Consider the following 13284-nt stretch of genomic DNA (forward strand, 5'->3'; position numbering starts at 1 on the left):
TGATCCGGCATCTTGCTCGCCTCCCACCTGTCGGTCCGGTTGCTTCCGAAGGACGTGCCAGGGACGATATGAAAGGCGCGCGGATCGCCAGCTTTCAAAAGCAACCTTTCATGAAACATGGTAAAGAAGCCGTTAACCCGGTCCTAAAAAACTTTAACTTTCGCTGAAATGCCCCGCGCAAGCAGCACCTGCCAGCCTGTGCTCCGGTGCCGTGTGTCGGAACGGGATTTGTCTGCGGATTGCCGGCGTGGTGCGGGGAAGGGCGCCTGTCGCCAGTGGCAAAATTTGGGTACCCGATAATTTTGACGTTTACGCGCACGTCAATTATTTGTATAAGCTAGAACCAGTCCGATAATCTCGGAACCATGTCTTTGGAGGAAGATACCCGATGCCTGTCTACAAGGCCCCCGTAAACGATACGCTTTTCATCCTGAACGACGTGCTCGGTTTCGACCGGTACAACAATCTGCCGGGTTTCGAGGATGCGACCCCCGATATGGTCGAGGCGATTGTCGGCGAGGCCGCCAAGCTGGCCGAGGAGCAGCTCTTCCCGCTCAATCTTTCCGGCGACCAGGAAGGCTGCACCCGCCACGACGACGCCACGGTCTCCGTGCCCAAGGGTTTCAAGGAAGCCTATGACGCCTATTGCCAGAGCGGTTGGCTCGGCCTCGCCGTCCCGCCGGAATTCGGCGGCCAGGGCCTGCCCTACACGTTGCATGTCGCCGTCGGCGAATACATGTCGTCCGCCAATATGGCGTTGATGATGTATCCGGGCCTGACCCAGGGCGCGATCGCCGCCATCCTCGTCCATGGTTCCGACGAACAGAAGCAGACCTATCTACCGAAGATGGTCGAGGGCACCTGGTCCGGCACCATGAACCTCACCGAACCGCATTGCGGCACCGATCTCGGCCTGCTGCGCACCAAGGCGGTTCCGCAGGCGGACGGCTCCTACAAGATTTCTGGCCAGAAGATCTTCATCTCGGCCGGCGAGCACGGCATGACCGACAACATCATCCATCTCGTGCTCGCCCGCATCGAGGGCGCACCGGAAGGCACCAAGGGCATCTCGCTGTTCATCGTGCCGAAATTCATGGTCGGTGACGATGGCTCGGTCGGTGCCCGCAATGCCGCCACCTGCGGCGCTATCGAACACAAGATGGGCATCCACGGCAATTCCACCTGCGTGATGAACTACGACGAGGCGACCGGCTATCTGATCGGCGCAGAAAACAAGGGCCTGTCGGCCATGTTCGTCATGATGAACGAGGCCCGCCTCGGCGTTGGCCTGCAAGGCCTGTCGATCGCCGAAATCGCCTACCAGAATGCCGCCAACTATGCCCGCGAACGCATCCAGGGCCGCTCGCTGTCCGGCGTCAAGGCGCCGGAAAAGAAGGCCGATCCGCTGATCGTGCATCCCGACATCCGCCGCACGTTGTTGACCATCAAGTCGTTCAACGAAGCCGGCCGCGCCTTCACCCTGTGGACCGCTCTGAAGTCCGATATCGCCCACCGCTCGGGCGATGCGACTGAGAAGCAGACGGCGGACGACATCCTCGGCCTGATGACGCCGATCCTGAAGGGCGTGCTGACCGACAAGGGCTTCGACCACGCGGTCATGGCCCAGCAGGTCTTCGGCGGCCACGGCTATATCGAGGAACACGGCATGAGCCAGTATGTCCGCGATGCCCGCATCGCGATGATCTACGAAGGCGCCAACGGCATCCAGGCGCTCGATCTCGTCGGCCGCAAGCTCGGCATGAACGGCGGCCGCGCCGTCATGGCCCTGTTCAAGGAAATCGGCGATTTCTGCGAGGAAAACCGTGCCGATGAGAGCCTGTCCTCCTACACCAAGAGCCTGAAGAAGGGCTTGAACGACCTGCAGGCCGCAACCATGTGGTTCATGCAGAATGCCATGGCCAAGCCCGACAATGCCGGTGCCGGTTCGACCGACTACATGCATCTCTTCGGTGTCGTGGTTCTTGGCTATATGTGGGCCAAGATGGCGAAGGCCGCCAACACCGCCCTTGCCGCCGGCACGGGTGATGCCGAATTCTACAGGAACAAGCTGCTCACCGGCCGCTTCTACATGGAAAAGATCATGCCGGAGACGGCGCTGCGCAAGACCCGCATCGAAGCCGGCGCCGACAGCCTGATGGAAATGGCCGCCGAAGCGTTTTGATTTTCCCTTCTCCCCAGCGGGGGAGAAGGTGGCCGTAGGCCGGATGAGGGGGCGACACGCTCTTCTGGAGTATGGCCCCTCACCCTAGCCCTCTCCCCGCAAGCGGGGCGAGGGGACGTGCCCCGCGCAAACGGTAGTAGTGAGTCGCTGACGCTGCCGCACCCGATCTTCTCCCCGCTTGCGGGGAGAAGATGCCGGCAGGCGGATGAGGGGCCACTCGTGTGTGGCCAAATATGTGGCCAAAAAGCTTTTCGAGGCGTTCAATCGCCCAAAGGGAGAGAAACAATGACTGAAGCCTATATCTACGATCACGTGCGTACCCCGCGCGGCCGTGGCAAGAAGGATGGATCGCTGCACGAAGTGCCGACGCCCAGGCTTGCCGCCCGCACGCTGGAGGCCTTGCGCGACCGCAACGGCCTCGACACATCAACCGTCGGCGACATCATCTTCGGCTGCGTCGATCCGGTCATGGAAGCCGGCGCCGTCATCCCCAAGGCCGCCGCCTTCGAGGCCGGTTATGCCTTCTCCGCCCCCGGTATCCAGATCTCGCGCTTCTGCGCCTCCGGCCTCGACGCGGTCAACCTTGCCGCCGGCAAGGTCATGGCCGGTTCCGACGACATCGTCATCGCCGGCGGCGTCGAGAGCATGTCGCGCGTCGGCATGGGCATGTCCGGCGGCGCTTGGTACATGGACCCCTCGGTCAATTTCCCCGGCTATTTCATGCCGCAGGGCGTGTCTGCCGACCTGATCGCCACGAAGTATGGTTTCTCCCGTGACGACGTCGACGCCTATGCCGTCGAGAGCCAGAAGCGCTCCGCCAATTCCTGGGAAAAGGGCTACTTTGACCGGTCCGTCATCCCGGTGAAGGATGGCAGCGGCCTCGTCATCCTCGATCGTGACGAACACATGCGCCCGAGCACCGACATGCAGTCGCTGGCCGGCCTCAACCCGTCCTTCCAGATGCCCGGCGAAATGGGCGGTTTCGATGCCGTCGCCATCCAGGCCCATCCGGAAATCGAGAAGATCAACTATGTCCACCACGCCGGCAATTCGTCCGGCATCGTCGACGGCGCCGCAGCCGTCCTGGTCGGCTCCAAGGCCGGCGGCGAGAGCATGGGCTTGAAGCCCCGCGCTCGCATCCGCGCCTTCACCAATATCGGCTCCGATCCGGCCCTGATGCTGACCGGCCCGGTCGACGTCACCGAAAAGCTGTTGAAGCGTTCCGGCATGACAATCGCCGACATCGATCTGTTCGAGCTGAACGAGGCCTTTGCCGCCGTCGTGCTGCGCTTCATGCAGGCCTTCAACGTCAGCCACGACGTGATGAACGTCAACGGCGGCGCGATTGCCATGGGCCATCCGCTCGGCGCCACCGGCGCAATGATCCTCGGCACCGTGCTCGACGAACTGGAACGCCGCGATCTCAACACCGCGCTCGTCACGCTTTGCATCGGCGCCGGCATGGGCACGGCGACGATCATCGAACGGGTTTGAGGCTCCAAATGAAAGCCCCTCACCCCGCCTCCGCTTCGCTCGGCGCACCCTCTCCCCGTAAACGGGGCGAGGGAGATCGGAAGCGTTGCGGCTTGTCCCTTCGCCCCGCTTGCGGGGAGAAGGTGCCGGCAGGCGGATGAGGGGCGGCTCACGGCTGCCAACGAAATTCAAGGGAAGAGGAATCCCATCATGAGCACCTACAAGAACTTCACCGTTGATACCGATGCCGACGGCATTGCCCTCGTCACCTGGGACATGCCCGACAAGTCGATGAATGTCTTCACCGTCGAGGTGATGGACGAAATCGAGAAGATCCTCGACCAGACCGTTGCCGATGCGAACGTCAAGGGCGTCGTCTTCACCTCGGGCAAGTCGTCCTTCTCCGGTGGTGCCGATCTCACCATGATCAAGGGCATGTTCTCCATGCTCGAAGAGGAAAAGGCGAAGGACCCGGCCGGTGCCGTCAAGAAGCTGTTTGACGCCGCCGGCCGCATGACCTGGCTGTGGCGCAAGATCGAGACCAATGGCAAGCCATGGGTCTCGGCGATCAACGGCACCTGCATGGGTGGCGCGTTTGAGCTGTCGCTCGCCTGCCACGGCCGCGTCGCGTCCAATGCCAAGTCGGTCAAGCTGGCGCTGCCCGAGGTCAAGGTCGGCATCTTCCCCGGCGCCGGCGGCACCCAGCGCGTGGCGCGTCTCGCCAATACCCAGGACGCCTTGCAGATGATGACCACAGGGTCGAGCCTGACGGCCGCCCGCGCCAAGGCCATGGGTCTGGTTCACCAGGTCGTCGAGCCGGACCAGTTGATCCCGGCCGCCAAGCAGATGATCAAGGATGGACTGAAGCCGGTCGCCCCTTGGGACGAAAAGGGCTTCAAGGTTCCCGGCGGCGGCATCTGGACGCCAGCGGCAGCCCAGCTCTGGCCGGCAGCGTCTGCCATCCTGCGCCGCGAGACCGCCGGCAATTATCCGGCAGCGCTGGCCATCCTGAAGAGCGTCTATGAGGGCCTGCAGGTGCCGTTCGACACGGGCCTCAGGATCGAGCAGCGTTATTTCACCGAGATCGTCCAGACGACCGAAGCCTTCTCGATGATCCGCTCGCTGTTCGTCTCGATGCAGGAACTGAACAAGGGCGCCCGTCGTCCCGCTGGCCAGCCGAAGTCGAAGATCGCCAAGGTCGGCGTCGTCGGCGCCGGCTTCATGGGCGCCTCGATCGCCTATGTGACGGCCGCAGCCGGCATCAACGTCGTGCTGATCGACCGCGACATGGAGGCAGCCGGCAAGGGCAAGACCCATTCGGAAGGCCTCGTTGCCGGCGCCATCGGCAAGGGACGGCTGACCAAGGACGAGGGCGAGAAGCTCCTGTCGCTGATCACGCCGTCCGACGATTACGGCACGCTCGCCGATGCCGATCTGGTCATCGAGGCCGTCTTCGAGGATCGCGACGTGAAGAAGGCCGTGATCGAAAAGGTCGAGGCCGTTCTGCCCGAGGGTGCGATCTTCGCCTCCAACACCTCGACCCTGCCGATCACCGGTCTCGCCAAAAACGCCAAGCGTCCGGTCGATTTCATCGGCATCCACTTCTTCTCGCCGGTCGAGAAGATGATGCTGACCGAAGTCATCCTCGGCAAGGACACCGGCGACAAGGCGCTCGCGGTCGCACTCGACTACGTCGCCGCGATCAAGAAGACCCCGATCGTCGTCAACGACACCCGCGGCTTCTTCGTCAATCGCTGCGTGTTGCGCTATATGGCGGAAAGCTACAACATGCTGATCGAGGGCGTGCCGCCGGTCATGATCGAGAATGCCGCGAAGTTCGCCGGCATGCCGGTCGGGCCGTTGGCGCTCAACGACGAAGTGGCGATCGATCTGTCCTACAAGATCCTGAAGGCCACGGTCGCCGATCTCGGCGACAAGGCCGTCGATCCGCGCCACATGGAGCTGGTTGCCCGCATGGTCGAAAAGGAAGAGCGCTTCGGCCGCAAGAACGGCAAGGGCTTCTACGATTATCCGGCGAAACCCGCTAAGAAGCATATCTGGCCGGGCCTGAAGGATCTCCATCCGCAGCAGAAGCCGGAAGATGTCGACGTCAAGACACTGCAGCAGCGCTTCCTGGTGACGATCGCGCTCGAAGCGGCCCGGACCGTCGAGGAAGGCATCGTGACGGATCCGCGTGAGGCCGATGTCGGCTCGATCCTCGGCTTCGGCTTTGCGCCTTATACCGGTGGTGCGCTGTCCTATATCGACGGCATGGGCGTCAAGACTTTCGTAAGTCTTTGCGAACGCCTGGCAAAGGATTACGGCCCGCATTTCGCCCCGACGCCGCTGCTCGTCGACATGGCCGCCAAGGGCGATACCTTCTACGGCCGGTTCGATCCCTATGGCGAGGCCGCCAAGGCTGCCTGAGGTCATCGCGATGGCGAACGAAAAAGGCGGCTTCGGCCGCCTTTTTTGCGGTTGGCTCTGTTCTCGGCGATGCCGCTGTGGCCTGGCAATACCCCCCTCTGCCCTGCCGGGCATCTCCCCCACAAGGAGGGAGATCGGCAAGGGGCTGGCCGCTCGGCCAACCGGATAGCTTGTGCAAATGAGGCCGGTGCGACGAGGTATTTCTGACTGTCCATGTTTTGTCGCCCTTGCACCAAGGTCACTATCCTCTCCCTTGCACCCAGGTCTCGGTGATCTCCCCCCGTGAGGGGGAGATGTCGGCGGAGCCGACAGAGGGGGGTGAACTGGCACTGACGGCTGCGGCTGACGACCGCCACTGACAGATGCCGTTGAGGTTGTCGCTAGACCGACGTTTCGGATTTTCCACCCACCACCATCCTCCATTCGCATCCTTCAAACCTTCAAAAACCCCACGCCAAACCACCGGTCGGAATTTCTCCTCCGGGGATGGTGGCAGTCTCGGACAGGGCGCCAGAAGCAACCTGTTGAATAATTTATATGGCTCCTTCCGGCGCCCCGTTCGGCGATTTTTGCCGGTTGCATGCGTCTCTCTGGCAAGGCGGCTCTGCACGACGAAACTTGGCGTCTCGTCGTCAACCGGGCGCGGGTTCAAAACGTCTCATCGAGACGTCCTGGCCGGGTGCCCGGGAGGTTTCAGGTTCTCGGCGGATGTGCGCACATCCCGACCTGACCCTCGCCCGGGGAGCCTTGGCATTAACGCCTGAGCTCCCGCCGTCTTTGTCACCAAACCCGTTTGACCGGATCCGGCGCCTTGTTTGTGTGCCCCTGAGGCACGCCCGATGGCCGTTGGGATCGAGGCTGGCTCAAACCATCCGAGGTCTTGACCATCCACGATCCCGCCACCGGAGGGAGACCGTTGCATCCGGCCCGGAGGGTCTGGCCAGCGACAGCCGCGCCCTCCGGCGCCGGTTCCGCTTCGCCGGGCTCGCAATCCCCGGTGTATCCGAAAGCGGAACGGGGAGAGTATGGCATAGCTCAAAACGAGGGGGATGAAATGAGGTGCGTTTTATTGAAAACATTGGGGGATTTGAAAAAGTCATCCCCCTGAGAATGGGTTTTTGGGCGGTTTGAAGGGCAAACGTTGTCTTCCACTGTGACCCGAGGATCCAGGCGCAAGCTCTCCATTCGCGCGCGGGATCCGGCAATCTCCTGTCTTTGTGGCCCCTGTCTGCTCGAGAAACCGGTGTGGCCACCGCCCGTATTGCAAGGCTCGATGTCCGTCACTGGCGGCACTCTATTCTTTAGGGTCGAAGGCCGGGTGAAGTAATCAGATCGGGCGGTCCCGAGCTCAGCTACCGCATTCACGCCTTGCCCCGCTTCGCGACGACCTCACTCGCAATGCCCGACAAAGCGTCGCGGCAGCGCAGGAAAACCCTGCGCCAAGCGGGCACTGCCGGGCAAATCGCGACAAATGATGCGGAAAACGCAATTGCCGCGCTGTTCCTCACGCGCAGGGTACCGATCGACGGCCCGTCCGACTTGACAGAACGCAATGCCGACATAAACCCGCGATCACGCATTTATCGGGAGACAATCATGAAATCACTCGCAACATTCTCCAGTTTTGTCGGCAAGACATTTGCCGTCTGGGTCATCCTTTTCGCCGTGCTCGGCTTCTTTTTCCCGGACGTGTTCAAGCAGATCGTGCCATGGATCGTCACACTTCTGGCCATCATCATGTTCGGCATGGGATTGACCATTTCGGTTGATGACTTTCGCGAAGTGGTCAAGCGGCCGTTCGACGTGGCGATCGGCGTCGCGGCGCAGTTTATCGTCATGCCGCTTCTGGCCGTGCTGCTGACCATGCTCATCCCCATGCCGCCGGAAGTCGCCGCCGGCGTCATCCTGGTCGGCTGCTGCCCGGGCGGCACCTCGTCGAATGTCATGACCTATCTGAGCAAGGGCGATGTGGCGCTGTCGGTCGCCTGCACCAGCGTCACCACGCTGGCAGCCCCGATTGTCACGCCGTTTCTCGTCTGGCTGTTTGCCAGCCAGTTCCTGCCCGTCGATGCCATGGCGATGTTCATCAGCATCGTGAAGGTCGTGCTCCTGCCGCTGGCGCTGGGCTTCGCCCTGCAGAAGCTGGCACCGACCGTGGTGCGCGCCGCCGTTCCTGCATTGCCGCTGGTCAGCGTGCTGGGCATCGTGCTGATCGTCGCAGCCGTGGTTGGCGCCAGCAAGGGCGCCATCGTGCAGTCCGGCCTGATGATCTTCGCCGTCGTCGTGCTGCACAACGGTCTGGGTTACCTGCTCGGCTTCTTCGCCGCCAGAGCCTGCGGCCTGTCGCTTGCCAAGCGCAAGGCGATCGCCATTGAAGTCGGCATGCAGAACAGCGGTCTCGGCGCCGCGCTTGCCAATGCCTATTTCTCGCCGCTGGCCGCCGTGCCCAGCGCCATCTTCAGCGTCTGGCACAATATTTCCGGCGCGCTGCTGGCAAGCTATTTTGCCCGCCAGGTCGATGCCGACGACAAGGCTGCGCGCGTGGCTACCACAAAGCCCTGACAGCTCGGCTGATGCAGAGCAGTGCCGGGCGGTCGATCCGCCCGGCATCAGAATTCACATCGGACCTCAATTGGTCAGGTCGTAACTACGTCGCAGCCCTTGCGCATCGAGCCAGCCGATCAGGGCTGCCGGTTCGTCCGTCTGGATGATCGTCACGCCGCGGTCGATGAAAAAGCCGTAGACATCCTCCGGCCGGCCGCTGGCCATCGCCAGATAATCACCGCGTCCGCCGGCGACCATGCCCTCCGGCCGGTCGGTGATCGGATAGGTATTGACCCAGAGATGCGTGTCGTTGCGGATCGCCGCTGCCCGCGCCCGCGCCGACAAAAGTGCTCCGCCATCGGTGGTCAGCGGCTGAGCGGCATCGCGGTACCAATGGATGAGTTCGGCCGCCGGCGCCGACAGCGAGGCTTCGGTGCGGTCGATGAAGTCGGCTTCTTTCACCGCATCGTCGGCCAGGATCGGCATGAAGGCGATCTCGGGGCCGATCGCCCGGCGAATGTCGCGGGCAAGCTGCAGCCGCTCGGCGTTCCAAACGGCCATTTTCAGAAGAATGCCATCCGCCATCTCCAGCCGTCGCGCCAGTTCGGCCACCTCGACCAGGGCTTCGGGCTCGAGCTTGTTGTCGATATTGATCAGGATCCGGCCTCTCGCATGGCGCATAGCGTCTTCCAGGGTGAAGACGCTCTCATCCGTCAGTCGTCGCTGACCTTCGACGACCAGCCGACAGGTTCGAAGCGTTGGCAGCGGCATGTCTTCAACCGCGCCGGAACAGCTGGTCGTGCGCTCCAGCGTTGCGTCATGCATCACCACCAGGACGCCGTCCTGGCTGCGCCGCACATCCATTTCGACCATCTCGACGCCGATCTCGACGGCATGGTCGATCGCCGCAAACGAGTTTTCCGCCCGAACCGGCACGCCGTCTTCCTTCCAGCCGGCGCGATGCGCGACGACCATGATATGGTCGCGCCACTGATTGGCCTCGGTCAGACGCTGGTGGATCAGCGCGCTTCGGCCGGACCCCGCGGTGGAAACAGTGCTGGCAGGAGCGGTGGCCGTGGGGAAGGGAGCATTCAGCGCCGATTGCGGCAACAGGCCGACAAAGGCTGCTAGAATCGAAACGGCAAGACGCATTGGCAGTCGCTCCAGGTCCGGAATTGCTCTTTTCCGTTAGAGGCTTCGGATGAAAGCGCGATGACGTTGCGATGAAGGCTTGATGACATGCGGCAAAGGGAACAAGCTGACGCAACAGCCCGAACAACCCGAAGGAACAGGCCGGGGGGCATCGTCGTTGTTCCATCTCGCGCGCGGTCCGCAACCGTGCGGCTGGCCAGAGCCTTGCTCGGCGGAATATGACTTGGGAGACTATGGACATGGCAGGATCAGGGGAGACGGCGGTGGAAAATCGCGTCATCGAGGCGGAGCTTCCGGTCAACGCGACATTGCATCTCTGGCTGAAGGCGATCTCGCCGGACGAGCCCGGCTCGGTTTCCTTCCACAGCGCCAATGGCAAGTTCGGCGAGGTCCAGGCGGTCAATGCCGAGGAACATTCCTTCCGCATCTATCACGTCTTCGGCGGCGGCTCGATCGAACTGATCTACGATCCGGCGGTCACCTCTGTGTCGGTCGCCTACTGGTTCACGCCAAGCGATGTGCTGGAGACCGGGATCACGGTTTTGCACACCAACCCGGCCAATCAGCCACCGGACCTGCCGGAAAGTTATCACTTCCGCCCACCGTTTGGCTGGATGAACGATCCGAACGGTTTTGGCCGTTTCGGCGGCAGGCCGCATCTGTTCTACCAGCACTATTCGCATGGCCGGATCTGGAACAACATGCATTGGGGCCATGCGGTCTCGTCCGACTATCTGCGCTGGCGGCATATGCCGGTCTTCCTGTTTCCGTCGGAGGAGTTGTCCGTCCGGCCCGACAAGCGCGGCGGCGCCTTTTCCGGCTCGGCGATCGCGCTGCCGAACGGACCGGGGATCCGCGTCTTCTTCACCGAAAAGATCGCCGACCGGGTGCCCGAGCAGGAGATCCAGATGTCGGCGACCTCGGCCGATCTGTTCAGCGCCGGTGCTGCCGAAGTGCTTCTTCCGCGCCGGCCGGACGGCGAGGGGCTGACCTTCGATTTCCGCGATCCCTATGTCTTTCGTGGCCCGGATGGACGCTGGAAGATGTTGCTCGGCAGCCAGAGCGACAGCGGCGGTGTGATTCTGCTGTATGAGACGGAAGACCAGACGGCGGCTGGCGGCTGGGTCTATCTCGGCAAGCTCTATACCGAGACGCGCTTTGCCACATCGGCGCTCGAATGCCCCTGCCTGCTGCCGCTGGGTGGCGACGCACGCGATCCGGCTACCCGCTGGGCGCTGATTTATGGCCTGATGAATGGCGAGGACAAGGACACCGGTCGTCGCAACCTGTCGATGGTCGATGTCGGCTGGTTCGATGGCCAGACGTTCACCAAGGAATTCGGCCGCGAACTGGATTTCGGCACCGACAACTATGCCTTCCAGGCCTTTGTCGATGCCGGCAGCCCGGTGGGCATCGGCTGGCTCGGCAACTGGGCCGATACCGGTCCGACGATCGATTTCCCCAGCGCCATGAGCCTGCCGCGCACCTTGCTGCTGGAGGGTGGCGAACTCCTGACGCCGCCGATCGGGGCAACTGAGAGCCTGCGCTCGCGCATGCTTGACCGCACGAGGCTCGCCGCCGGCCAGACGGTGGCATTGCCGCATGGAGCCGCCGAGATCGTCTTTGAACTGAACGAGCCGGGGGCGGCATTCCACCTCGAACTTGACCATCCGGATATGCGCCTGGCGGTGACCCAGCATGCCGAAGGGCTGGAAATCCTGCAGGAAACCGGCGGGGCGGGCGCCGGCAGCAATAGCGGCCTCGCCGGCCCGCGTTATCTCGCCAAGGCGGTGAAGGCCAAGCAGTTCCGCGTCTTTGTCGACTACGGTTCGCTGGAGGTCTTCGCCGATGGGGGGCGTCATGCCGGCACCAAGCGCATTGCCGGCTTCGAGCCGGTGCAGGCGCTCAGGCTGGCGGCAGAGCCGGGTGTTGTCGCCCATGCGACGGTCTGGGCTCTGCGGTTGTAGCGCCTATTGTAAGTGGGTACTGACGAATGACCGTCGCCGTCAGGCATCCGCCACGTGGTCATGGCCTGCGTTGCCGAGTTCCACACCGTCATGGTCGCTCGCTTCATCCGCCTGCGGCGAACCGGTTACGGCCGCGCCGCGCACCCGGACCACGGTGACCGAACAGGGGGCGGAGCCGGCGACTTCACTCGACACGCTGCCCATCAGCGTGCGCAGGGTCGAGTTGGGCCGGGCGCCCATGACGATGTGGTCGACATTGTTGTCGCGGGCAAAGGTCAGGATCGCCTGGGCCGTCGAGACGGACTCGATGACGTGATAGGTGATGTCGCCGTCCGGCGCGCCGAGGGCTGCGGCCCAGTGTTTCAGCTCCACCAGCCGCATCACATGTTTGTTGTTGCCCTCGGCATCGAGATCGCTGTCGAGCGCGATACGGGCGATCTTCAGCACGTTCAGGCAAGCGATGCGGGCATGCGGCCGGTCGCGGGTGATCTGGCTGACGGTCGCGCGCAAGGCCTCGGCGAGATCCCGCGACGCCGCGCCGAGATCGATCGCCACCAGCACGATCGGTGCGCTGGCGAGGATCGCCGCCGCACCCTGCGGTCGGATCAGCTCGATCGGGTCCGGATTGATCCGCCGCTTCAGCCGCACGCTCCAGGGATCGCGCTCAAGCTTTTCCGCCCGCGCCGTCAGCCGCACATGGAATAGGTCGCCGAGATCGAGCGCCAGCTGGGCCGCCGTCTGGTAACGCCGCGCCGGATCGATTTCCAGGCAGCGCAGGATCACCTCCTGGAAGGCCTTGGACACCATCGGATTGAGTTCGCGCGGCGGCGGCGGATCCCACCACAGCCGTTTCTTCAGGCCCTTCATCCGCTGCGGATCGCCAAACGGCCGCCGGCCGGTGGAGAAGAAATACATCATCACCCCGAGGGCAAACAGATCGGAGCGAAAATCGCTCCGCACGCCGAGGATCTGTTCCGGCGCCATATAGGGCGCCGTGCCATAGGGCAGGCGGAATTCCTCGTCCATCAGGTCGGGAAGCTCGAGATGGCGGGCAAGCCCATAGTCGACCAGCACCGCTTCGCCGGTGTCGCGAAACAGGATGTTGGACGGCTTGATGTCGAGATGCACCACCTTCTGCCGATGCAGGTCGGCAAGCGCTGTGGCCACCTTTGTTGCCACCTCGATTACCTCCGGCTGCGGCCGGGGCAGGCGGTCGAGTTCGGGATAGAGCGATTTGCCCGGCAATTGCTCGAAGACGATATAGGGCACACGGGCAAAGTCGCCATTGGCGACGAAGCGCGGCACATGCGCGCCGCTGATCCGGGGCAGGATCATCTGCTCCATCTCGAAGCCGACGATCATCGCCGGATCGGTGCCGCTGCCCATTTCCGGCACTTTCATCAGCAATGGGCCGGGGTGGTCGGCATGGCTGACGTGATAGAGCTTCGCCATGCCGCCGGTATGGGCAAGCGTGCCGATGGCAAATCCGTCGATGATATCGCCTTCCTTCAGACGTCCCTTCGGCATGCTATCCCTATC

At 63.0% G+C, this 13284-nt stretch carries 7 protein-coding genes; 5 read left to right on the forward strand and 2 right to left on the reverse strand.

Annotated elements, in window-relative coordinates:
• Nucleotides 1-388: 388 nt before the first annotated feature.
• From LQ231_RS05145 to LQ231_RS05160, 4 genes are all read left to right on the forward strand, one after another.
• Entirely contained in the window at nucleotides 389-2182 is a 1794-nt protein-coding gene (locus LQ231_RS05145) for an acyl-CoA dehydrogenase C-terminal domain-containing protein (RefSeq protein ID WP_230170541.1), read from the forward strand.
• Between the two features lie 285 nt (nucleotides 2183-2467).
• On the forward strand, nucleotides 2468-3676 hold the full coding sequence (locus tag LQ231_RS05150) for an acetyl-CoA C-acetyltransferase (protein ID WP_230170542.1): 1209 nt from the start codon (nucleotides 2468-2470) through the stop codon (nucleotides 3674-3676).
• A 189-nt stretch (nucleotides 3677-3865) separates the two neighbouring features.
• A complete protein-coding gene (locus tag LQ231_RS05155; RefSeq protein ID WP_230170543.1) occupies nucleotides 3866-6082 on the forward strand; it encodes an FAD-dependent oxidoreductase in 2217 nt (738 codons plus the stop codon).
• Nucleotides 6083-7678: 1596 nt separating this feature from the next.
• Entirely contained in the window at nucleotides 7679-8644 is a 966-nt protein-coding gene (locus LQ231_RS05160) for a bile acid:sodium symporter family protein (RefSeq protein ID WP_230170544.1), read from the forward strand.
• 66 nt (nucleotides 8645-8710) lie between these two features.
• Here LQ231_RS05160 and LQ231_RS05165 read toward each other — a convergent pair whose 3' ends face one another.
• Nucleotides 8711-9778 (reverse strand): glycerophosphodiester phosphodiesterase family protein, encoded by a 1068-nt coding sequence (locus LQ231_RS05165; protein WP_230170545.1) that lies wholly within the window; start codon nucleotides 9776-9778, stop codon nucleotides 8711-8713.
• A 239-nt stretch (nucleotides 9779-10017) separates the two neighbouring features.
• Between LQ231_RS05165 and LQ231_RS05170 the strand changes: the two genes are divergently transcribed.
• Nucleotides 10018-11745: a GH32 C-terminal domain-containing protein gene (locus LQ231_RS05170; RefSeq protein ID WP_113140239.1), complete on the forward strand. Its 1728-nt coding sequence runs from the start codon at nucleotides 10018-10020 to the stop codon at nucleotides 11743-11745.
• Between the two features lie 39 nt (nucleotides 11746-11784).
• On the opposite strand, the gene LQ231_RS05175 is transcribed toward LQ231_RS05170, so the two are convergent.
• Nucleotides 11785-13272 carry a bifunctional serine/threonine-protein kinase/universal stress protein gene (locus tag LQ231_RS05175; RefSeq protein WP_230170546.1) on the reverse strand — a complete coding sequence of 496 codons (1488 nt, stop codon included), beginning with the start codon at nucleotides 13270-13272 and terminating at the stop codon, nucleotides 11785-11787.
• Nucleotides 13273-13284: the final 12 nt, after the last annotated feature.

This window comes from Rhizobium sp. CECT 9324 (assembly GCF_918741265.1).
Lineage (GTDB): Bacteria > Pseudomonadota > Alphaproteobacteria > Rhizobiales > Rhizobiaceae > Allorhizobium.